General features: G+C 39.2%; 15 protein-coding genes and 1 pseudogene. 7 read left to right on the top strand and 9 right to left on the bottom strand.

Annotated features, from left to right (window positions below):
• Nucleotides 1–155: 155 nt before the first annotated feature.
• On the top strand, nt 156–3290 hold the full coding sequence (locus tag MKL35_RS07255) for a multidrug efflux RND transporter permease subunit (protein WP_032010392.1): 3135 nt from the start codon (nt 156–158) through the stop codon (nt 3288–3290).
• 48 nt (nt 3291–3338) lie between these two features.
• Here the strand turns inward: MKL35_RS07255 and MKL35_RS07250 are convergent, their stop codons facing one another.
• The 5 genes and pseudogenes from MKL35_RS07250 to MKL35_RS07230 all read right to left on the bottom strand — a co-directional run bounded on the left by MKL35_RS07250 (nt 3339) and on the right by MKL35_RS07230 (nt 7943).
• Nucleotides 3339–3539 carry a phosphopantetheine-binding protein gene (locus MKL35_RS07250; RefSeq protein WP_371508613.1) on the bottom strand — a complete coding sequence of 67 codons (201 nt, stop codon included), beginning with the start codon at nt 3537–3539 and terminating at the stop codon, nt 3339–3341.
• An 18-nt stretch (nt 3540–3557) separates the two neighbouring features.
• A pseudogene (locus tag MKL35_RS07245) lies at nt 3558–4208 on the bottom strand (isochorismatase family protein); the annotation flags it as partial.
• Between the two features lie 20 nt (nt 4209–4228).
• Nucleotides 4229–5893, bottom strand: coding sequence for a (2,3-dihydroxybenzoyl)adenylate synthase (locus tag MKL35_RS07240; RefSeq protein ID WP_032010388.1), 1665 nt, complete (start codon nt 5891–5893; stop codon nt 4229–4231).
• Between the two features lie 11 nt (nt 5894–5904).
• Entirely contained in the window at nt 5905–7128 is a 1224-nt protein-coding gene (locus tag MKL35_RS07235) for an isochorismate synthase (protein WP_032010386.1), read from the bottom strand.
• A 44-nt stretch (nt 7129–7172) separates the two neighbouring features.
• Nucleotides 7173–7943, bottom strand: coding sequence for an SDR family oxidoreductase (locus MKL35_RS07230; protein ID WP_032010384.1), 771 nt, complete (start codon nt 7941–7943; stop codon nt 7173–7175).
• A gap of 265 nt (nt 7944–8208) precedes the next feature.
• On the opposite strand from MKL35_RS07230, the gene fes reads away from it, so the two are divergent.
• The 4 genes from fes to entS are packed head-to-tail and all read left to right on the top strand — an operon-like array spanning nt 8209 to nt 18064.
• The gene (fes, locus tag MKL35_RS07225; protein ID WP_032010382.1) at nt 8209–9408 is read left to right on the top strand and encodes an enterochelin esterase; all 1200 of its coding nucleotides are present in this window, start codon (nt 8209–8211) and stop codon (nt 9406–9408) included.
• A gap of 29 nt (nt 9409–9437) precedes the next feature.
• The gene (locus MKL35_RS07220) at nt 9438–9653 is read left to right on the top strand and encodes an MbtH family protein (RefSeq protein ID WP_004708805.1); all 216 of its coding nucleotides are present in this window, start codon (nt 9438–9440) and stop codon (nt 9651–9653) included.
• Between the two features lie 12 nt (nt 9654–9665).
• The gene (locus MKL35_RS07215; protein ID WP_119689182.1) at nt 9666–16817 is read left to right on the top strand and encodes a non-ribosomal peptide synthetase; all 7152 of its coding nucleotides are present in this window, start codon (nt 9666–9668) and stop codon (nt 16815–16817) included.
• The gene (gene entS, locus MKL35_RS07210; RefSeq protein WP_032010377.1) at nt 16814–18064 is read left to right on the top strand and encodes an enterobactin transporter EntS; all 1251 of its coding nucleotides are present in this window, start codon (nt 16814–16816) and stop codon (nt 18062–18064) included. The genes MKL35_RS07215 and entS overlap by 4 nt, the downstream gene beginning before the upstream one ends.
• A 42-nt stretch (nt 18065–18106) precedes the next feature.
• Here the strand turns inward: entS and MKL35_RS07205 are convergent, their stop codons facing one another.
• Nucleotides 18107–18838: a 4'-phosphopantetheinyl transferase family protein gene (locus MKL35_RS07205; RefSeq protein WP_032010375.1), complete on the bottom strand. Its 732-nt coding sequence runs from the start codon at nt 18836–18838 to the stop codon at nt 18107–18109.
• Nucleotides 18839–19251: 413 nt separating this feature from the next.
• On the opposite strand from MKL35_RS07205, the gene MKL35_RS07200 reads away from it, so the two are divergent.
• Both MKL35_RS07200 and MKL35_RS07195 read left to right on the top strand, forming a co-directional pair.
• Complete coding sequence (locus MKL35_RS07200; RefSeq protein ID WP_032010373.1) at nt 19252–19542, top strand: hypothetical protein; 291 nt, start codon at nt 19252–19254, stop codon at nt 19540–19542.
• Between the two features lie 2 nt (nt 19543–19544).
• Nucleotides 19545–21149, top strand: a complete 1605-nt coding sequence (locus MKL35_RS07195) for a PepSY-associated TM helix domain-containing protein (RefSeq protein WP_032010365.1) — start codon at nt 19545–19547, stop codon at nt 21147–21149.
• A 46-nt stretch (nt 21150–21195) separates the two neighbouring features.
• Here the strand turns inward: MKL35_RS07195 and MKL35_RS07190 are convergent, their stop codons facing one another.
• Genes MKL35_RS07190 through modA form a run of 3 tightly spaced genes read right to left on the bottom strand, consistent with a single transcriptional unit; the run spans nt 21196 to nt 23295 of the window.
• Nucleotides 21196–21816 (bottom strand): ATP-binding cassette domain-containing protein, encoded by a 621-nt coding sequence (locus tag MKL35_RS07190; RefSeq protein ID WP_032010363.1) that lies wholly within the window; start codon nt 21814–21816, stop codon nt 21196–21198.
• Between the two features lie 4 nt (nt 21817–21820).
• A complete protein-coding gene (gene modB / locus MKL35_RS07185) occupies nt 21821–22513 on the bottom strand; it encodes a molybdate ABC transporter permease subunit (protein WP_000971585.1) in 693 nt (230 codons plus the stop codon).
• Nucleotides 22510–23295 (bottom strand): molybdate ABC transporter substrate-binding protein, encoded by a 786-nt coding sequence (gene modA, locus MKL35_RS07180; protein WP_032010362.1) that lies wholly within the window; start codon nt 23293–23295, stop codon nt 22510–22512. Before modA ends, modB begins: the two co-directional genes overlap by 4 nt.
• Nucleotides 23296–23367 lie beyond the last annotated feature (72 nt).

The raw sequence follows: 23367 nt of genomic DNA, 5'->3' as shown, positions 1-23367 counted from the left end.
GAGCATGATAGCCTCATGACTTTTATTGTTCAAGATAAAAGTAATTATTATTTATATAATGATAATCATTATTGTTTGTTCGGTTTAAAAAAGTTAATATTGCAATTTGGTGTGCCTAAAAACCTATTGAAAACAAGCTTAAAGTAGACATAACAATGCTCTCTCGATTTTTTATTTATCACCCTATTTTTGTATCTGTCATTGCCATCACTATTCTTATTTTTGGTTTTTTTTCTATTCGTGCAATGCCGGTTGAGCGTTATCCAAACCTAGCTCCTCCAAGTGTCACAGTGGTTGCTAATTACCGAGGTGCGTCTGCTGAAACTGTTGAAGAAAGCGTAACTCAGATTTTAGAACAACAAATTAAAGGACTAGATAACTTACTTTATTTCACATCAAATAGTGAATCGTCAGGAACGGCCAGTATTGATATTCATTTTAAAATTGGTACAGATATCGATAAGGCACAATTACAAGTACAAAATCGCATTAACAGTGCATTAAACCGTCTACCTGAACAGGTCCAACGACAAGGGGTAAATATTTGGAAAACCACAGGTGATATGCTGTTAATTGTGGGGCTATACGATGAAACAGGAAAAGCCAGCAATATCGAATTATCGGACTATATGGTCAATCACTTTGAACAACCACTCTCACAATTGCAAGGAATTGGTGAAGTGGATGTGTTTGGTTCAAGTTATGCAATGCGTATTTGGTTAAATCCAAATCAACTTAGAAATTATCAACTTATGCCGAGTGATGTTGAACAGGCACTTGAAGATTACAATACTCAAATAGCTGCTGGCTCAATTGGTGCTATGCCTTCTGCTTCTGATCAGAATATTTATGCCAAAGTTACTGCTGGCTCTCGATTAAAAACAGTCGATGATTTTAAATCGGTTGTCGTTAAAGCTAATGTAGATGGCAGTCTGGTTTATTTAAAAGATGTGGCGAGAGTTGAATTAGGCGCCGAAAACTATGAAAGTATCAATACGCTAAATGGCTACCCTTCCGCTGGTTTAGGTATTTCACTCAGTCCTGATGCGAACGCGATTGAAACCTCTGGTCTAATTAAAGCAAAAATTGAACAGCTCAAGCAGCATCTACCTACTGGATATAAAATTGTTTATCCACGTGACAATACACCGTTTATTGAAGAGTCCATTAAACAAGTCATCATTACTCTGCTTGAAGCTGTGGTGTTGGTCGTCATTGTCATGTATCTCTTTTTACAAAATTGGCGCGCTACACTTATTCCAACCATTACTGTACCTATTGTGATTTGCGGTACCTTTGTTGTGTTGTATTTGACTGGTATGAGTATTAACACTCTTACCCTGTTTGCACTGGTTTTAGCGATTGGATTATTAGTTGATGACACGATTGTAGTGGTTGAAAATGTTGAACGGCTTATGCATGAACAACAATTAAGTGTTCGGGATGCATGCTTAGCATCGATGCAGGAAATTACTGGTGCATTGATTGGTATTACCTTGGTACTAACCGCCGTATTTATCCCGATGGCTTTTTTTAGTGGTTCAACGGGTATGATTTACCGCCAGTTTTCAATCACTCTAGTGGCTGCGATGTTGTTATCTTTATTGGTAGCCATGTTTATTACGCCAGCTTTGTGTGCTGTCTTACTAAAAAAACAAACTCAAAAACCTAAATGGGGACAAAAACTTGAGACTTTGCTTGAAAAAGTTAAAGTTGGTTTTAGTTTTTTAGCAACAAGTTTAATCAAATTTAAAGCACTTTCATGTCTTGTAGTGTTAGCTTTAGTCGCTGTTTTAATTGTGATTTATCGTAGTTTACCGACGAGCTTTATTCCAAATGAAGATCAAGGTTTGTTGGCTGTGCCTTATAGTTTGCATAACAGTGCTTCTATGAGCCAAACACAAGAAGTAGGTAAACTGGTCAATAACTATTTCTTTGAACATGAAGCTAAAAATATTAATACCGTACTAGTAGTTAATGGGCAAAACTTTTCAGGAAGCGGTCCAAATTTAGGCATGGCCTTTGTTTCCTTAAAGCATTGGAATGAACGTAAAGGTGAAGCTAATACTGCAAGTGCTATTCGTGAACGTGCGCAAAATTACTTGCAAAAAAACTTACCCGCTAAAGTTATGGTGGGTATGCCTGCAAGTGTTTCTGGTTTGGGCCAATCTGATGCCCTAGAACTTTGGCTCAGAGATGTAAATGGTCAAGGACGCAATGAACTCATTAAACAATATAAAGCTTTAGAAAAAGAATCTCACAATTATCCTGCTTTTGAAAATTTAAGCCCGCTTGTAAGTGAGAATAAGGCTGAGGTTTTCATTCAGCTCGATCAGAATAAAGCCAAAATATTAGGGATTGATCAACAAGCGATTCGCTCAACCCTATCAACTGCTTGGGGTGGAAACTATGTAGGTGATTTTGTTGAAAGAGGCAAAATTAAACGAATTATTATGCAAGGTGATGCTGAGTTTCGTTCTAAACCTGAAGATTTAGCTTATTGGCACGTCCGTAATAATACAGGTGGAATGCTTTCTCTTGCGCATTTTGGTCGAAGCGAATGGATTGGTGGCCCAGAAACCTTAACGCGTTTTATGGGGCTTGCTGCCATACAACTTGAAGCAAATGTCAGTTCTGGCTTTAGTTCAGGTCAGGCGATGCAACAGTTAAGTGATATGGTGAGCAAACAATCTGGTGTAGATGTCGCATGGAGTGGCCTCTCTTTACAAGAGCAGCAATCGAGCCAGCAAGCCTTATTTTTATACATTATCTCTATTTTATTTATTTTCTTATGTTTAGCCGCTTTATATGAAAGCTGGAAAGTACCTCTTATTATTTTGCTTGGGCTTCCGCTAGGAATTACCGGAACTCTTGTATTTGCTCAAATCTTTAACTTACCAAACGATGTGTATTTCCAAATCGCGTTACTAACGGGTATTGGTTTGTCTTGTAAAAACGCGATTTTAATTGTGGAGTTCGCAACTAAAGCCATAAAACACGGTAAAGGCTATGTTACTGCTGCGTGTGAGGCTTTAGCTTTACGCTTACGTCCAATTTTAATGACGTCTTTAGCTTTTGGTGCAGGTGTTATTCCCCTTGTCGTTGCTACAGGTGCTGGTGCCGTGAGTCGCCATGAAATTGGTATGAGTGTATTTGGCAGTGTAGTTATAGGAACTTTACTGGTACCTGTATTTACGGTCTTTTTCTTTGTTTTGGTACATAGTTTACCGGTTTTAAAATGGTCGCTTGGCCGTGTATTTAGATATAGAAAAGACCATTCATCTTTATAAAATAAAAAAAGCAGATCAATGATCTGCTTTTTTTTTGATTGATTAAATTTAAGCGACTAGTTTCTCAATCCATACTTCTAATGTAGGTTGTTCTGCCAAATCTTCAAAGCTTACCTGAGCACCATAAGCCTGCCATTTACCCACTAAGGTCATTAAGCGAACTGAATCAAGTCCAAGCATAAGTAAATCATCATTTAACTGAATGTCTGAAGCTGGAATTTGTAATTGTTCACTTACCGCGAGAACAATTCCTTCTGGGGTTAATGGCGAGGTTGCTTGTTCGAGTTCCCAAGCACGAGTCACTTGTTGAGTTGTCATCACTTGAGCACAACGTGTACTCGCATATTTTAATGCCATATCGTGCTCTTCGCGACTAAAGTCAGCGAGTGCATCTCCACATAAAAATGGTTGTATGTTTAGCATAAATGCTTCTGCGGCACTCATGAGACAGCCAATATGGGCATAAACACCACAAATAATAAGTTGATCACGGCCCGACTCACGCATGAGTTGTTCAAGTGGGGAAAACTTAAATGCGCTATAACGCCATTTTGTTAAAACAGTATCATTTTTCTGAGGCGAGATTTCCGGCAAAATCTGAGTAATATACGGATCATCTTTTAACCCGGTTCCCCAAAAATCGGTCAATAGCTGGCGATGTTCAGGTGTCTGATTACCGGGCTGTGCAGTATAAACCACTGGAATATTAAATTTACGTGCGGTTTCAATCAGTTCTTTGGTATTTTTAATGAGCTCGGGAATAGGTGCTTGAGTTTGGTCATAAAAATCTAAAAAATACTGCTGCATGTCATGGACCAGTAACACGGCGCGATTGGTATGTAACTGCCAATGGGTTTTATTGGGCGTAAACTCATGGGCTTGAGGCATACTGTAGCTAGCAATTTTGGGAATACTCATTAAATTTTCCTTTTTTATCTTTAGGCAAGAACATTGGTTTTAGTTTCAAGTTGTTGACGTAATCTTTTTTTGTCGATTTTTCCAAAAGCTGTATATGGAAACTGCTCGATAAATTCGACACGATCAGGAATTTTGTAGGTAGCAAGCCCATAGTCTTTCAGATGTTGTCGAACTAACATCGCAAGGCGAATTGGACTTGAATCATCGGGTTGTGATTGCCATGCCACGAAAGCACAACTTTTTTCACCCATAACCTCATCGGGCATAGCAACCAGCGCTGCCAAGCGGATTTGTGGATGAGTTAATAACGCTTGTTCCACTTCTTCAGTCGCAATTTTTTCACCAGCACGATTAATTTGTTCTTTTGAACGCCCTTCCACAACAATGCAGCCATCTTCACGGATACGGACTAAATCGCCTGTGCGATAAAAACCGTCTGGTGTAAAAGAACGAGCATTATGCTCCGGTGCTTGGTAATAGCCGCGAATGGTATAGGGGCCACGAGTGAGCAAATGCCCTACTTGTCCAGCCTCTACGGGTTGGTCATGATCATCTAGTACTAAAATTTCATCATCTGGCGAGATTTTTAAACCTTGGGTATGAATAATTTGTTCTTTTGACATGCCAAAACGGGTGTAGTTCACAAGCCCTTCAGCCATTCCAAAGACTTGTTGCAAACTAACCTTAAACTCATCAATTAAACGTAAGGCAACAGCATCGGGTAAGCGTGCTCCACCGACTTGCAAGCAACGTAGAGTTGATAATATTGAATCTTGATCTTTGGCTGCTTTATCCATCCACGGTCGAACCAAGGCAGGAACCAAACAAGCATCTGTCACACCGTGTTTTTTAATAAGTGGGAATGCAGTTTCAGGGCTTGGATCTGTACCTAAAACCACCGCGCCGCCAGCATAAAAAATGCCTAAAGAACCAGCCGAGCTCATTGAAAAGTTATGTGCCGCAGGTAAAACCATCAATAAACGTGAAGTCTGATTGAGTTCGCAAATTTTGGCACTTTCACGCACACTGTATAGATAATCATCATGAGTACGTGGAATCAGTTTTGGAACACCTGTGCTACCCCCCGAAAGCTGTAAAAAAGCCACTTGATCTGCTGTAGTTGGCGAGATTGCTTCCGCTAGAATTTCTGTTTCTTTTAATAGATTTTCGATAGCAACAAAATTGCCAGCATCTCCAAGTACAAATACATACTCTAAGCAAACTGCTGTTTGCTGAAGCTTTCCGGCAAGCTCTCGGTAGTCAAATTTTTGTGCACCAAAATCAGAACAGAAATAAGCTTTTGCTTGCGTTTGTTTAAAAAAGCTACTGAGTTCAGCATATCGATGGGCAGGCAATGACATGATAGGTAAAGCACCTAATCGAATCAGGGCGAAAAATAGAACATAGAACTGATAGTGGTTTGGCATTTGTACGACGGCTTTATCACCCGCGCGTAAGCCATATTGATATAAATGGCTTGCACAACAGTCAACTAAGTTGTCAAATTTTTCATAGCTAACAGCTTTATCTCCATCATAAATTGCAATATTTTTCGCATACTTTTGAGCACTTTCCCGTAAAAAGTCACTCAGATTTTGCCCAATCCAATAGCCTTTTTTACGGTAAGCCATGGCAAATTCTTCTGGATATGGTACAGCGCCCTCTAAATACTTTATTGTTGTCATCTGTATATTCCTTATCGTGGTAATTGGTCTGGTGAAATGTGCAGGCCATCAAGTACAGTACGGAACTTTGCAGCAGTTTCAGCATGTTCAGCTTGTGGACGTGAGGCTTCCACAATTCCTGCACCGGCAAATAAACGGGCAATATTTTGATAAATACGAGCACAGCGCACGGTCACAGACCATTCACCATTACCTTCGGCGTCGGCCCAACCCATGGTTCCAGCGAATAGTTCACGATTAAATGGTTCAAGTTGCTGAATTAAATTTTTTGCTACGGAGCTTGGCTCACCACAAATTGCAGGTGTTGGATGTAGACGTTCAATTAAGTCAAAAACATGAGTATCGGCTTGCTTAAGCTCGCCCGTAATGTGTGAGGCCAAGTGCCAAAGACGTTTGGTGCGAATAAGTGAAGGTTGTTTGGGCACATGTAGTTGCTTGCAGAAAGGAGTGAGTTCATCGGCAATCATTTCGATGACAAGAGCATGCTCATGTTGATCTTTTTGTGAAGCCAGTAAAGCTCTTGCATTATTTTGGTCAACAATTGGATCATCATCGCGTGCTAATGTGCCCGCAACAGGTTTACTCCAGATTTTATTATTTTGCTTTGCAATTAATAGTTCAGGACTTGCACCAACAAACCAACCTTCGCTTTGAGGGTGTCTTGCGACTGCATAGTTATATCCTTCAGGATTATGCTTGGCCAAGTTATAAAATACATCTGAGACTGGAAGATTCTCTTCAAATTCAAGTTGTAAAATACGAGCAAGTACTGCTTTATCTAGCTTTTGTGCCCGCATTTGTTGTACTAAATATTCAACCTGTTGTTTATAGTGTTCACCTGAAGGTAAATAATCGGCCTGCTTTAAGATTAAGTCATCAAGATTAATATCAGTTTGTGAAAATAAAGCTTTCTGGTAAACCTTGGCATCTTGCATTAGCATTAAATTGACATCTGCCGATGAACTAAATGGCAACCCACCCATAACCTTGGCATCGCTATAACCATCTGCAATTGCTTGTTGTAATTGTAGACGGGCTTCGTTTAGCCACTCTTTTAGCTGAGTGTCTTTTGTAACCTCAATATCTTTAAGTTTTTGATGACTCGATATGATGTATTCAGGAGTCGTAAATATAAAACCAGCGTTATCAGTGCAATTTAAAACTTCTTTTGCGAGTGTAATTCTGCTTTCAGTAAAATTTTCTCGTTGGATAAAATACGGATGCTGTACCGACATCTCGCAACTCCTTATAAAATTATTTTGTTGTGATGAATTAATATTTAAACGCCTAATGTGGCTCCCCCATCGACCACAATTTCTTGCATAGTAATTTGTGCTGCTTGGTCTGAAAGTAAAAAGCTAACGGTATTAGCGATATCTTCAGGCTGGGCAAGTTTTCTAAGTGGAATGCCAGTGCGGTACTGGTTTAAGTCGCCATCAATAACAGCAGGTGGAGGCGAATTCTCTGTCCAAAGCTGTTGTTGCATTTGCGTTAAAGTAGAACCTGGCGAAACGATATTGAGTCTGACTTGATGAGGTGCGATTTCAAGTGCAAGATTACGGCAGTAATGACTCAGTGCCGCTTTACTCGTTGCATACATGCCGAGCTGCATACGTGGCATACGTGCACTATTTGAGCTAATAGTGACAATACTTCCCTGTTTTTTTTCACAAAAGTGCTTGGCAAGTTGTTGACTAATTGCGATGGGTGCCATGACATTCACCGCAAAAAGTGTTTGCCAATCTTCCGGTTTTGCTTCAAGCATAGAACGCATAATTAATACGCCCGCTGCATTTACTAAGCCTGTAATGTTGTGCTTTTCCAAAAGCTCTGCAATCAAATTTTGAGTAGTTTGTTGCTGTGTAATGTCTTGTGAAATTCCTTGCCAACGTGATATTTCACGGTTTTCTAGCTTTTGAATGATTTCCCATTGTTCTGGGTTTTCCTGTTGATCAATACCGATCACTTGATGCCCTTGCTGCAATAATTTTTTTGCAATAGCGGCTCCAATACCTCTTGCAGCACCTGTGACCACGATGGTAGAGCTCATATTTAACTCCTGTTTGAAGCGATATTAAATTGCGCAACATAATTGCAAATAATTATCATTATTATCAAGTGCAATAAATATCAAACATATGATTACAATCTAAATCAAGCTATTTATTAACCATAATTTCAAATTAAGTTATTGTTTTTAATTAATATTATAAAATTAAGCATTTCTTTATTGATTATAATGATAATTGTTTTCATTTACTAATAATAATCATTTTGATAATTTTACCGCGCTTTCTTGTCGAGATGGACTCAAAATGAAGCCATTTTCTCATCCTTTACATCCCCTATTTCAACAACTCAATGTTGGGAGTGAAGTCTGGTGGAATACCATTAAAAAAGTAGGTAGCCCACTCGTTAACCTACAAAAAAATAAAGCGCTATGTACCTTTGTTTGGCGTAGTGCTGAGTCTAAAGAAAGTATCGGTGTTTACATCGATATCTATTCACAGAGCCCTTCTATCTATGAAAAGTGGAATCGTTTTAGCCATATAGCTGGAACGGATGTGTACTTTTTTGAAATAGAACTTCCTCTAGACTGGTCTGGGAGTTACGTTCTAGTTGTCACGAAAGATGAAGCTCCAAACTCAACCTGTACTACTACTCGACGTCAGTGGTGGCAAACACAACTAAAGGAAAACGCTCAAATTGATCCTTTAAGCCACCAAGCAGTTTATACAGGACATTTAGCGCGTTATATCAATCAGATTCAACTCAAAAACACAAAATCTTTAATAGACGATTGCCGAATTACTAAGACATTTAAATGGTCAAGTCGCTTATGCCAACAAGATTACTTGGTTGATATTTTTATTAGTGGTGAATTAGCAGAAGAAAATCTGCCATTAATTATTTTGCTTGATGGCCAAATCTGGAGTCGAGAGCTTTCTCTTCTTCCTGAAATTCAACATTTAACTGTTTCATATAAGATTCGACCAGCAGTTTATGTTTTTGTTCATAGTTTAAATAGCCAACAACGTCAGCGAGATTACGGATGTCATGATCTGTTTTGTCAGGCACTTTTAAATGAGTTAATTGAACAACTTATTCAAAAATACACCTTTATTTCACATCAAAACATCACATTGTGTGGGCAAAGCCTAGGCGGGTTATGTGCACTTTATAGCGCTCTGCTTTATCCAGATATTTTTCAGCGGCTAATTTTGCAATCCGGATCTTATTGGTGGTCGGATTTTTCAAAAAGTGCTTTAGCCAAAGAACACATAGGTAACCTTTTAGAATTCGTTAAAAAATCTCCAAATGCTTTATCTCAAAAAGCACAGATTTATATCAGTGCAGGCATCTATGAAACCGATATGCAAGAAGATGCACTTCAACTTTACCAACAATTGCAAGCATTTAATGACGTGAGTTTCGACTGTTTTGCAGGAGGCCATGATCCTGTGAACTGGCGCCCAGACTTACTTAAAGCATTGCAAGTTTTTCTTTCACTATAACCATTTGTTTCATCAAGGATAACAATACTATGAGTAACTTACAGGAAAATTATATCAATCCATTTGATAACGAAAGTTTGTCTTTTCAAGTTTTAAAAAATCAGCAAGGTGAATTTAGTTTATGGCCTGCGCAGCATCCCGTTCCGTCTGGATGGGATGTGCAGTATGGTCCTGACACACGGTCTTCATGTATTGCTTATGTAGAAAAGCATTGGTTAACCATTAATCCTTTTCAGCAAGCGTAATGGAGAGCAGCTATGAATCAAGCATTACATAATGAGTTTACCCAAGATATTTCTGGTCCAACACGTTTTGAGCTGGCTTCTACACAATTGGGTATATTTCTAGCCGATCATTTAAGTTCTATTAACGATCTATATACCATTGCACACTGTCTTGAACTGCCTAAATCAGTTGATCTTTCATTATTTAAACAAGCCATTCAAATCGGTTTAAATGAGGCTGATACGGTTATTGCTTCATATTCATCTGACCCGTCAAAACCTTTTATTGAGCTTAATCATCAGGTCCAAATACAAATAGAGGAGTTTGATTTTTGTCATTTAACACCTAAAAAAGCTCAGCAACGCTTATGGGATTGGATGCCAACCGATCGGTTATGCGCAAAATCACTCAAAGAAACCGATAATCACTTATATCGTCAGGTGTTATTTATTACTCACAATAAAGTGTATTGGTATCAGCGTTATCACCACATCATGCTGGATGGTTTTAGTATGATTAACCTGACAAAACGTATTGTTGATTTGTACCAGCAATTGCAAGCAGAAAAAGCTCTTAACCCTTCGCCTTTTATTGATGTTCAACAGGTTACTCAAGAACGTCAAGCATATGAAAATAGTCATCAATTTAAGCAAGATCAAAATTTCTGGAAGACATATTGCCAAGATTTACCAAGTCCTGTCACTTTAAGTACTCATCATTTAGCATCAAAAACTACTGCACAATTTGTTAAACATCATCTTCGTTTTTCTTCAGGAATTTTAGGCCTGATACAACAGATTGCTTCAAATCTCAAAGTTGGTTTGAATGACATGATGATGTCATTGTCATTACAATATATTTACAAAATGACCGACAAAACAGAATTGGTTGTCGGTATTCCATTTATGCGCCGTTTAGGTTCAAAAGCAATTCGCTCGACTTTACCCGCGGTAAATGTCTTACCGGTAAAGTTCAGTGTGAGTGAAAAAGACAGTTGGGCGAGCTTAGCGCTGCATGTGCAGGCACAACTGCAACAGATACGTCCACATCAAAAATATGATGCTGAACAAATTTTAAGAGATTTAAATAGTATCGACATTCATGAACGAATGTATGGCCCTATTTTAAACTATAAAGCTTTTGACCAAGATCTAGTGTTGGATGGTGAGAAAGTAAAAACACACCACATTTCTACAGGTCCAATTGATGATTTTGAGTTTTCTTTTATTGTTCAAGATCAAGAACTCATTATAGAACTGCGTGCAGATGCAGAGCGCTATACACAAGATGAGCTCTTTATGCATGGGCAACGTTTAACTCTATTGCTTGAACAAGCGCTGATTCGACCAGAACAACAATGGAATAGTTTTAATATTACACCACAGCAGGAACTTGCTGCCCTGACTCAAAGTGGTATTGGTCCGCGTGTTAGTCATCCTGAACAATATAATAATGTTCTAGATATTTTTTATGAGCAAGTTAAAAAGTATCCCGAACGTACGGCAATCGTGAGTGGCGAACGTCCAAATATTGAGCATCTTAGTTTTGCTGAGCTTGCAGTACGCGTGAATCAATTGACTCGTTTTTTACAAGAAAATGGCGCTAAAAAGCAAAAGGTTATTGCTGGGGCTATTCCTCGTTCGATTGACTCAGTTGTGGTGATGTTATCTGTACTAAACTCTGGTGCGAGTTTCTTGCCTCTAGATTTAGATTATCCAATCGATCGTATGCAAATGATGTGTGAAGATGCTAACCCATTATTTGTATTAACTACTCAAGAACTTGCACAAAAGCTACCGCAAAATATTCCGCAGTTATATCTTGATCATGAAGATGTTCAAATACAAATCCGAAAGCAAGATGCGAGTGATATTCCTGCCGAAAATCGTAAATTTAATTTCCAAGACGTCGCTTATGTAATTTTTACCTCGGGAAGTACGGGCCGTCCTAAAGGTGTAATGAATACACATGGTTCTTTACTTAACCTTATTTTGTCACATAAACCAACTATTTATTGGCCTGTATTAGAAGCTGTAAATCAGCGTTTCCCTAACCGTCCACTACGTGCAGCGCATACACACTCTTTCTCGTTTGACTCATCTTGGTTGCAAGTTTTCTGGATGTTATGGGGCCAAGAGCTACATATTTTTGATGAAAATATGCGGCGTGATGCATTTGGTTTAGTGCAAGAGATTCAGCAACGACAAATCGATACACTTGATTTACCGCCATCTTTTTGTGCGCAAATGATGACGAATGGTTTATTTACTGAAAACCAGCATCAGCCAACGCTTATTTTAATTGGTGGTGAAGCTGCACCGTTAGCTTTATGGCAACAACTTAATGCTCAGCCTGAACTTTTTGCTCATAACTTATATGGCCCAACGGAATATACGGTTGATACTTTCCGAGCAGAATTAAAACAGACAGCTCGTCCTGTTATCGGTAACCCTATTGGTAATACACAAGCCTATGTACTCGATCGTCATTTACAACGATGCCCGACTGGCGTTATTGGTGAGCTTTATATTTCTGGTTTTGGGATTGCCAACGGTTATTTAGGTCGCGCGGACTTAAGTGCTGCCCGCTTTGTAGCAAATCCATTTGAACATGGACAGCGTATGTACCGTACAGGTGATTTAGTTCGCTGGAATAGCGTGGGTAAACTTGAATTTATGGGACGCTGTGATGATCAGATTAAAATTCGTGGTTATCGTGTGGAGATTGGTGAAGTTGAAAATGCGCTTTCGATTTTAGCCAATGTTGAAAGTGCTGTCGTGATTGCAGAACCGATTAATAATAGTCATCGTTTACTCGGTTATTGTGTAGTCAAAAATGTTGAACTTGATGAAAAAACCAGTGAACAATTAAGTCAGCAATATCTAAGTCAGTTACGTCAAAACTTACCTGAGTACATGGTGCCTTCTGCCCTAACGGTTATGTCCGAATTTCCACGAAATGTAAGTGGCAAAGTCGATAAAAAGGCGCTACCACGTCCTCAAATTCGTACCCATAGCCGAATGGCCGAAACACCAGAACAGCAACTTCTATGTCAAATTACTGCATCTGTTCTTAAGCTTGATGCTATTGGAATTGATGACGACTTCTTTATGACAGGTGGTGATAGTATTTCTGCGATTATGCTTTGTACTCAATTGCGCCAACGTGGGTACGGCTTAAGACCAAGTGATGTATTCCAATTTAAAACAGTCGCCGCTATAGCACAGCAACTCACCCGACTAGATGAGCAACAAGCAGCCATTTCAAAACCGTTATTTTCAGCTGAACTAGAACAAAAGGTTCAAGAAAAATATGGTAAAAACAGCACCATTTTACCTTTGCTTCCTTTGCAAAAAGGCATGCTGTTCTTGTCTCAAGTTGAAAAACAATTGAATTATAATGCCTTTACTCGTCTTAGCTTAAATGGAGACATTGATCCGGTACGTTTGCAACAAGCATTAATTACTGTATTAAAACGTCATCCTCAACTAGGTGGACATTTTGATAGCGAATTAGCTGAAGAACCTGTTTTTATTTATTCATTACACCCTACTCAAGCTTGGCCAGTTCAGTTTTGTTCAGTCACTCCCGATCTGCTTGAGCAAAGCATTCAAGAAGTCTTACAGCAGCCGATTCACCTTGACCAACCTTATGGCCTGATTCGGGCAACCTTAATTCAACATGCTCCAGAACAGTCAGAACTATTGATTATGGTGCATCATCTGTTAACAGATGGCTGGTCAACTCCACTATTTTTACAAGATTTTATTAAGGCCTATCAGCAAGTTAACCAGCCATTACCTGCACTTGAACATAGTTATGAAAAGGTCATTAAAGCCTTATCTGCACGTGACCATGAAATATCAAAAGTGATATGGAAACGTGATTTAACTGATTTGCAGCCACTTATTTTATTTAATCAACCACAGAAAGCTGTACAGGAAACTTCATATCGTTTAAGGGCTGAGTTGAGTGCAAAACTTCAGCACAAATTACGCCAGCAAGGCATCACGCTTAATGTCTTCATGCAAATGATTTGGGCAATAACCTTAAATATTTATGCTCATCGTGAAGATATTGTATTTGGTACACCTGTTTCTGGGCGTTCAGCACCTATTAATGGTTTAGAACAGCAAATCGGATTGTTTTTAAATACAATTCCAGTGCGTGTGAAGCTCAACATGCAGCAATCACTTTGGGAGCAATTACCTCATTTACAGCAATTGCATGTTGAACATTTAGAACATGATGGTTTAGGCCTACACGGTATTCAACAATTAATAGCTCAAGGCAATCTTTTTGATAGTTTATTAGTTGTAGAAAACTACCCAGATAGCCAATATTTACAGCAAAAACTTGGTAATGCTGCAATTTCAAAGCTCACAAATCGCGGTTATAGTCACTATCCACTTGCGTTACTGGTCATCCCTGATCATCAAATTGAGCTGTTGCTCGAACAGCGTGGTGTAATTGATCAGCCTGAGCATTTCCTTGAGCGAATGGTTCAATTAATTGAAATCGCATTAAATGAACCGGAGACTTGTCTAGGTCACTATCGCTTACAACTTGCTGGGGAGCGTGATTTAATCCAGAAAGTTAATCAAACTCAACATGAAGTTCGTCCAACAACCTTACAGCAATTACTCAGAGAACAAGCTCGAAATACTCCCGACAAAACAGCTTTATGTGATGAACATCATCAGCTTAGTTTTAGTGACGTACGTTTTCAAGTTTGTGCTTTAGCTCAGCAATTGCAAAAAATGGGCGTGCAGGCTGGAGACATAGTTGCCGTTGCCCTGCCAAGATCAATCAAACTCAGTATTGCTATTTTAGCGGTGATTGAAGCAGGTGCAGCTTATTTACCTATTGATTTACAACATCCGTCTGAGCGCATCAAATTTATGTTGCAGGATGCCAAATCTAAACTTGTGATTGGTGAACAAAAAGATCTAGCTGCTATTGCCCATCCATCAATAGCTACCTGTGCTTTTAATGAATTGTTTGATGACACAAAGGTTGATTTAAGTAGTTATAAAACGACAGTTATTACCCCACAACATCCGGCATATTTAATCTATACATCAGGTACAACAGGCCAACCAAAAGGTGTCATGGTTTCTCACCAAGCCATTGTGAACCGTATTTTATGGATGCAATCAGAATATCCACTGTCAGCCAACGATACGATTTTGCAAAAAACGCCATGCACTTTTGATGTCTCTGTATGGGAATTTTTCTGGTCGTACTTAGTAGGTGCACGATTGGTTATGGCACCTGCAGATGCACACCGTGATCCATTGGCATTATTAAGTCTTATTCAAAAATATCAGATAACGACATTACATTTTGTACCTTCAATGCTGGCTGTTTTTGAAAATGCTGCCACTGAAATTTTGTCACCTGCTCAGCTCCAAAGTTTGCCAATCCGCCGAGTATTCTGTAGTGGTGAGGCATTACCAACGGCTTTAGCAAAATCATTTACCGAGCACTTTAGCTCTGAGCTGCATAACTTATATGGCCCAACAGAAGCTGCGGTAGATGTGAGTTATATGGACGCAACACTGGGATTACACCCAGAAGAAAGTAGCGTTGCAATTGGCTATCCAGTCTGGAATACCCAGCTTTATATCTTGGATCAATACTTACGCCCTGTTCCTGTTGGAGTAGATGGTGAGCTTTATTTGGCAGGTCATCAATTGGCTATGGGTTATTTACATCGACCAGACTTAACAGCAACACGTTTTGTGGCAAACCCATTTGCAGCAGGTCAACGCATGTACCGCACTGGTGATATTGCCCGTTGGCATGCAGACGGCAGTATTCAATATGTGGGCCGTGCTGACGACCAATTAAAAATACGTGGACAACGTATCGAACTGGGTGAAATTGAACAGCAATTATGCTTAATCAGTAGCCTTGATGTAGTTGTACATCCGATCTCTTCCGAACAAAATAAAGCTGATGTTCAGCTGGTTGCTTACTTGCAAACAACAGCACCTGTGGATATTGAGAAGTTAAAGAAACAATTAGCGAAACAGCTCCCAGCTTATATGGTGCCTACACACTATGTGCTAGTTGAGAAATTCCCATTAAGTCATAATGGGAAGCTAGATCGTAAAGCACTGCCGCAACCGCAACTTAATCCTTCAAATACAGAAAAACAGTACGCCACCACTGCTTTTGAACACGAACTGACACGTATTTTCCAGCAAGTTTTAAATACGGATCAAAATATTGGTGTGAATGAAGATTTCTTTGCCCTTGGTGGACATTCTATTTTAGTAATGAAGCTTGCAATTGAAATCCGAAAGGTATTTAAGCAGACCATTCCAATAGGTCAGTTGATGAGTCATGTCACAATTCAACGTTTGGCGGCTTTACTTCTTACACAAGAACGTTTGGCAGAAGTCGAACAAACTGGCATGCAACCCATTTTACCGATCCGTTCTGGCTCTGCGCATCCATTGTTCTGTTTTTACCCAGGTTCTGGTTCCGCATGGCAATATACGGTATTGAACCGTTATCTACATCCTGATTTACCAATTATTGGGTTGCAGTCACCTCGCCCAGATGGCTTATTGGCAAATAGTACAGATATGGATGAGCTGGTTGAAAAACAACTTGAGATTATTCGCAAGCAACAACCAACAGGCCCATATACTTTATTAGGTTATTCACTTGGCGGTACGGTGGCTTATGCGGTTGCAGCGAAGTTAATTGAACAAGGTGAAAAAGTTGATTATCTCGGCTTATTAGACACTTACCCTGCTGAAATTCATCAGTGGTTAGATTTGTCAGTAGAGGAAATGAATGCTGAAGCTGAACAAGAGCAGCTTCAATTCTTCAATGATATTCTAGCCGATGCAGATACGGCATTAAGTGAAGAAACCCGCCGTTTACAAGAGGATATTTTCGCAAACTACCGTGATGCCGTACGTTTATTAAAACCTTATAAGATGCCGCAGTTTAATGGTGAACTACATTTAGTTGTCGCTGAAAAAGACTTGCTACCCTATATCCAACCAGAACAACAATGGTCCCCCTTAGTTAAAAAACTCAATATTGTTCGACTAAGCGAAGCAGACCATACTGATATATTGTCACCGCAGCAGCTTGAAACACTTGGCCCCATTTTAAACCGCATGATCTGTCAGGCACGCGGTTTAGAGGAGCACACGCCATGAGCTTTAAATCTATATTGACCGATTTTAGTCTTTTAAACCGTAATGCTCATTTCCGACATGTATTTATTGCTCGCACATTGTCATTGTTAACGATTGGCATGTTGGTCGTAGCTATTCCCAAACAAGTCTATGACATCACTGGTAGCTCACTTAACGTCGCGATTGCTATGGCTTTTGAAGGCATCGCAATGTTTATTGGTTTATTACTTGGTGGCTTACTTTCAGACCGCAAAGATCGAAAATGGCTGATTCTATTAGCACGTGGTGTGTGTGGTTTAGGTTTTGCTGGTCTCGCCATCAATGCCATGTTTGAGCACCCTTCACTCTATGCCATTTATTTTCTATCCGCATGGGATGGTTTCTTTGGTGCACTGGGTGTAACTGCAATGATGGCAATCATGCCTGTGATTGTAGGGCGTGAAAATATCGTACAAGCTCGTGCGATCAGTATGGTATCCGTACGTCTTGCAACTGTTATTTCACCAGCAATCGGCGGTATTTTAATTGCTGCTAGTGGTGTCGCAATTGTGTATTGGGTCTCAACGGTTGGTACTTTACTTACTGTATTTTTATTGATGGGGCTGCCTGCACTTAAACCACAACATGCATCAAATGGCGAAAGTCCTCTTCGCCAATTAGCCCAAGGGTTTAAATTTGTTTTTAAAAATAAAGTAGTCGGTAGCACCATTTTAATTGGAACATTGCTGAGTTTTAGCAGTGCTATTCGTATTATTTTTCCGCAAATGGCAGATGAAATTTTCCACGGCGGCGCATTTGAACTCGGACTTATGTATTCGGCCGTGCCTTTAGGCTCAACTTTAGGTGCCTTACTAAGTGGATGGACAACAAAGTTACTTAAACCCGGCTTAGTTATGCTCTATACGTGCTTAGGTGTTTTTAGCTGCATGATTATGATTGGACTTTCACCGTGGCTCATAGTGACTTTACCAATTTTATGTGTTTTCGGATATTTGATGTCGATTGCCAATTTGCTTCAATACAGCATTGTACAAGGACATACACCTGATGAATATTTAGGGCGTATTAACGCCATCTGGCTCGCACAAGATGCATTAGGCGATTCGATTGCCACTACAACTTTAGGTCTTTTAACGCGTTTCTTACCAATATCAGGAAGTATCCTCTTCTTTGGCATACTAAGCTTTGCAGTAGGATTTATGTTCCTATTCAACTCTCAAGATATGCGTGAAACAGGATTTCAAGATCCTAAACTACAAGAAAATTAAAATCTAAATAAAAAAGAAGGCAATGCGTTGCCTTCTTTTTCTTTAAACAGAATAGCTTGCTTGAAAAACCCAAGTCATAATATAGTCTTGTTCTACAGCCCAACCACCTTGATATTGTTCTAAGAGTTGATAGCGCTGTTGAATTTCTGGCAAGAAAGTTAGCGTTAATGTTTGATTTTCAAAATTAATATCACCGATAGATGCTTCTAAGAAATCGATATACTGCTTTGCAGTGGGATAAATCGCTTTATATAGACTTTCTTTTATAGAAAAAATTAAGCTCACATAGCGGGCAAAATCAAAAAACTCAGCCGCTTTATTTTTCCATAAATCAAACTCAGATGGTGTTAAAATAAGGTGTGCACTTTCTTTTGCAAATTCTGAAGTTACCCAGTGCTCGATATCAATTCCCAAATAAAGCGCGTTATTTGATAGCCCAACAATTAACTTATTTTGTGAATGACTAATACTACCCAAAACATGAGATGGCCAAATGGGCAAATGTTCATGCATAGAAGTTATTGGCTGATTCAAACTGAAATGATGATTTAAAACAGCCTGTGCTAAGACCCTACCACATAAGTACTCATTTTTACGCTCGATACGCGCTTGAGCAATTTTTAGGGGATGCTCTAACTGTTGATCTATATGCAAATGCTGTGTTTTTGATAAGTCTACCCCATAACAGAATAGCCCCGATGTGAGAAAAATAGAGCTCGAAATTTCATAAATTGATTTGCTGAGTTGTTCAGGAATATATAGATAATGACTCACTGTATTTGGCTTCAAAATAAATACTTTTAATACGTTCTCTCTTATCTTAACTTACGAGTCGCAATTTAATAAATAATTATACTTATCATTTGATAATAATTATTATTTACTTATACTGTTGGGTAAATTTTGACTTTAATTTACTTATAAACATCGATTATGAAACTTATAGGACTTTTTTTGACCCTGTTAGGAGCGGTCAGTATCTATTGTAGTCATAGCAATCAAAATCTGTTGTCTCACCATCTTCCAGCTCTATTTAAGTATTTGGGTCTAGTACTGTTGAGTGTTGGATTGATTGCACTCTTTGCGAGCTTACCAAAAGTTGTTGCTGCTTTCTGCTGGTTCATGCTCATCATTTTTGCATGGTCGTTTCTTCCCTTTATAGCGCTTTTTAAACGGAAATTGGTTTCATGAAAGCTAAAATTCAGTCTCCTATCCAGCCAGACTGGTGGGGTAAAACTTTTGCTGGCGGGGTTTTAGGACTAAGTCTTTCTATCGCGATTGGCAATTTAGTAGTTCTATTAGGTCGTCCTTATGTTGCCATGGATTTATTAGTGCAATTGGGAATGTGGAGTGTGCCTTGGGTTTGGATGCCTATTATGTTTGCCAGTTATTTTTTTACGACCGGACAAAAAGCACTGATCTATTTATCCATTGCGAATGCCCTAGCGTATAGCTGTATTTTCGTATTGCGGGGTTAAACATGAAAGTACGTTCAGACATTATGAAATTAGCAAAAAGCATGCATACTTGGGTGGGTGTATGTGCAGGGATTTTGCTTTTTATCTGTTTCTTTGCTGGTGGGCTTAGCATGTTTCAGCACCACATTAGTAAGTGGGCTACGCCAACGCAGCAAGTTTTACCTAAAGTTTCACCCAACCAATATAATGAGCTTATTCAAAAAGTTCAGGCTACCTATCCTGCTGCACAAAAGAACTTCACACTAAACTTAGCGTCTAATGAATTTCACTACGCGCCTATTACGTGGAGTGAGCATGAACGTGGAGATGGCTTTAATGCTGCTCAGTCTACGTGGATGGCAAGCTTAGACAATAAAGGTCAGTTAATCGTTGCTCAGGAAAACTTATCTAAAGCAGGTTGGCTAATCGAACAGTTGCATGAAACAGCAGGCATACCCGGCATGGCAGGTCATCACGGATTAGGACTTTACGTGATGGGCGTGGTTTCGATTTTATATTTTCTTGCTTTACTTTCAGGAGTGATTATTCTTTTACCAACTTTGGTAAAGGATTACTTTGTCATCCGTCCTGGTAAAAATAAAAAGCGTTTTTGGTTAGATGCGCATAACGTGATTGGAATTACGAGCTTACCTTTTCACATCATTATTAGCATTAGCATTATTGTCTTTGCTTTTCATGACTTTTTTTACGATGCGATTGGTGAGCTGGCACTCAAAGGACAGCCAGTTTTTCAGCGTTCTCCCCCTGCGCTTATTCAACCTAAACAAACACAAATAAATGTGCAGCAAATATTAGCTCAAACAAAAAAAGTAGCACCTGAATATTCAGTTGACTATATCCAGTTCAGTAACCTCGATAAACCTGAAAAAGCCAATGCACGTATAGCCTTGTATAGCCCCGATCAGATGTTACGCGGCGCAAATCAAGACTTTATGCGTATGAACCCCTATGCAGTTGAGCACTTTAACCATAAAGGTATTAATACTCAGACTGACGGAGGTAATAAGTTAATCAATGCCATGTTTAGCCTACATTTTGGAAGTTTTGGGGGTACGGGCGTACGTTGGATTTATTTTGTGTTAGGTGTCGGTGGCGCTTTCTTGTTTTACACAGGGAACATTCTTTGGGTTGAAACTCGTGCACGTAAACAAAAGCGTGCTGAAGATTCTGTTCCTGTTCAACGTAAAGATGTGGTGTTCCTCGCGAACTTAACTATAGGTGCATGTTTAGGGTGTGTTCTAGCTGTCGTAGGCACAATGTTAGCTAGTCGTTGGCTTTTCGCTACACTCAACATTGAAAGTATAAATCACCTCTTCATGTATGGTTATTATGCGATTTTCCTACTGACTTTGATTTATACCTTTGTGATTGGCTACGCAAAAGCTTTACCACAACTGCTCTTAACCTTGGTTTTTGTGTTATTTGCGATTCCACTTACATCTCTTTTAGCCTACTTCATTCCCCAAAGTGGCTTATGGGTACATGGCGGAGAAATCTTAGTAGTTGATTTCTTAGCTGTCATTTTTGCGTTCGCTTTCTGGCGTTTTTATCAACAAGCCCAAGATCGCCGAAAATCTGCTCCAACGGGCAGTTTATGGGCTAGCTAACAACCATAAATCAACATGGCTGAAATAATGTGTGAAATATGAAAAATTATAAAATCCACATTGTTTCGGTCAGTTGTTTAATTTCTTGAATATCATGACTCACATAAATCATCGGAATTTTTATTTCTTGTTTTACTTTCTGAAAAAAAGGAATAATTTCAGCTTTATGATTCGCATCTAGTGCGGATAAAGGTTCATCAAGTAGTAACAGCTTAGGTGAATATAACAATGCTCGACCCAGTGCCACGCGCTGTTTTTCCCCTCCTGAGAGTTTGATAGGCATACGTTGTAATAAGTGGTCTAACTTTAATAACTCAATAATGTAATCTGCTTCAAAGTGACGTTCTTGTTGGGAAAGATGCTTAAGACCAAATAATAAATTTTGCTTTACCGTTTTATGCGGAAAAAGCTGAGCATCTTGAAAAACCAATCCAACATGCCGCTTTTGCGTGCTCAAGTTAATTTTTTGATCTGAATCAAACCATGTTTGGTCCTGTATTTTAATGAGCCCACTACGCGGAGTGTTCAGCCCTGCAATGGCATGTAAAATGGACGTTTTACCTGAACCGGATGCACCAAATAGCCCAATAACAGAAGCATCGGACTGGAAACTAGGCTCAATATGAAATTGACCCATGTGTAGCTGGAAACGGCAATCAATCAACATAATCTTACCGCCCTAAGCGCTTCTTTTGATAACGATGAAACCACTGTGCAAACCATAGCGCTAAAAAAGCCACGCTTAACGATAAAACAATAAGCCGTTGAATAGCGGCCTCGGTATCGGGTTGTTGCATTAAGCTATACATGGCCAAAGGCAAAGTACGTGTTTCATTTGAAATATTACCTACAAAAGTAATAGTGGCTCCAAACTCACCTAAACTGCGGCAAAAGCACAAAATAGCGCCAATTAAAATGCCACTGCTGGCAAGTGGCAATGTGACATGAAAAAATGCCCCTAAAGATGAGGCACCTAATGTCTTTGCTGCCATTTCTAAACGCTGATCGACCAGTTCAATTGCTAGTCGAATAGATTGTACCAACAGCGGAAAACCCATTACTGCGGAAGCAAGAACGGCGCCTTTCCAGTTAAATGCAAAATCAATTCCGAGTGGAGCTAAATATTGCCCAATAATTCCACGGCTCCCAAATACCTGTAATAGCAAATAACCAGGCACCACTGGCGGAAGTACTAAAGGTAAAAACACCAATGTTTCAATGAATGACTTACCCCAAAACTCTTTACGCGCCAAAAACCATCCCACACAAATTGCAGGAATAATACTGACAACAAGACAACTTGCTGCAACCTTACAAGAAAGTTGCAGCACGCTGAGTTCTTCTGGGGTTAAAGAGAACATCATGGTTTATCTGGGGTGAGCACACTAAAGCCATATTTTTTAAAGACAGCTTTGGCTTGGTTGCTTTGTAAAAATTGATAGAACTTTGTTGAGTTTGGATTCTTTTTAACCATTCCTACAGGATAAGTAATTGGCGAATGCGTATTTTCTGGAAATACACCAACTACTGTTACATCTTTACTAATCGCTGCATCGGTTGCATAGACAATACCCACCTGACATTCACCACGCGCAACAAAATTTAATGCCGCTCGAACATCTTCTGTTTCAACTAACTTCGGCTCAATACGGCTCCACCAACCTAGATTAGTAAAAGCTTGTTTAGCATATTTGCCTACAGGTACACTTTTGGTATCTCCTGTACAAATCTTTCCAGTAAAGACTTTATTGGGATCAGTGGTTTTATCTAATTTTATATTTAATGGTCGTCCTTTAGGTGTAATTAAAACCAAACGGTTACCTAATAAATTTATACGGTCATTTGCTGCAACTTGTTTTTTGTTTTGTAGATAATCCATCCACTGTGTATCTGCTGAAATAAAAATATCTGCTGGCGCACCTGCGTCAATTTGCTTAGCTAAGGTCGATGAGCCTGCATATGAAGTCTTAACTTCTACTTTATTCTGTTTTTCGTAAATTTTTTCTAAATCTGCAATCGCATTCGTTAAGCTCGCTGCTGCATAAACGGTAACCGATTCAGCCTTGGCTGGAACATTAAAGATCCCTCCTATGCTGAGGACTGAACAAGCTAAAGCTAATTTTTTTATCTTTGTATTACTTACCATTATGTTTTACCTTTTTTGTCGTTTTTTGCAGCGATATATACTCAAGAATATAGCGATAAGCATAGACGATGA

The organism is Acinetobacter sp. AOR41_HL, assembly GCF_027854645.1.
In the GTDB taxonomy this organism is placed as follows: Bacteria; Pseudomonadota; Gammaproteobacteria; order Pseudomonadales; family Moraxellaceae; genus Acinetobacter; species Acinetobacter nosocomialis.
This window is presented reverse-complemented; position numbering and strand designations above follow the sequence as displayed.

What these genes read in the sequence shown, in the direction of transcription:
- MKL35_RS07255 (WP_032010392.1), top strand. Translation starts at nt 156, where the DNA reads ATGCTCTCTCGATTTTTTATTTATCACCCTATTTTTGTATCTGTCATT.
- MKL35_RS07240 (WP_032010388.1), bottom strand. Translation starts at nt 5,893, where the DNA reads ATGACAACAATAAAGTATTTAGAGGGCGCTGTACCATATCCAGAAGAA.
- MKL35_RS07235 (WP_032010386.1), bottom strand. Translation starts at nt 7,128, where the DNA reads ATGTCGGTACAGCATCCGTATTTTATCCAACGAGAAAATTTTACTGAA.
- MKL35_RS07230 (WP_032010384.1), bottom strand. Translation starts at nt 7,943, where the DNA reads ATGAGCTCTACCATCGTGGTCACAGGTGCTGCAAGAGGTATTGGAGCC.
- fes (WP_032010382.1), top strand. Translation starts at nt 8,209, where the DNA reads ATGAAGCCATTTTCTCATCCTTTACATCCCCTATTTCAACAACTCAAT.
- MKL35_RS07220 (WP_004708805.1), top strand. Translation starts at nt 9,438, where the DNA reads ATGAGTAACTTACAGGAAAATTATATCAATCCATTTGATAACGAAAGT.
- MKL35_RS07215 (WP_119689182.1), top strand. Translation starts at nt 9,666, where the DNA reads ATGAATCAAGCATTACATAATGAGTTTACCCAAGATATTTCTGGTCCA.
- entS (WP_032010377.1), top strand. Translation starts at nt 16,814, where the DNA reads ATGAGCTTTAAATCTATATTGACCGATTTTAGTCTTTTAAACCGTAAT.
- MKL35_RS07200 (WP_032010373.1), top strand. Translation starts at nt 19,252, where the DNA reads ATGAAAGCTAAAATTCAGTCTCCTATCCAGCCAGACTGGTGGGGTAAA.
- MKL35_RS07195 (WP_032010365.1), top strand. Translation starts at nt 19,545, where the DNA reads ATGAAAGTACGTTCAGACATTATGAAATTAGCAAAAAGCATGCATACT.
- MKL35_RS07190 (WP_032010363.1), bottom strand. Translation starts at nt 21,816, where the DNA reads ATGTTGATTGATTGCCGTTTCCAGCTACACATGGGTCAATTTCATATT.
- modB (WP_000971585.1), bottom strand. Translation starts at nt 22,513, where the DNA reads ATGATGTTCTCTTTAACCCCAGAAGAACTCAGCGTGCTGCAACTTTCT.
- modA (WP_032010362.1), bottom strand. Translation starts at nt 23,295, where the DNA reads ATGGTAAGTAATACAAAGATAAAAAAATTAGCTTTAGCTTGTTCAGTC.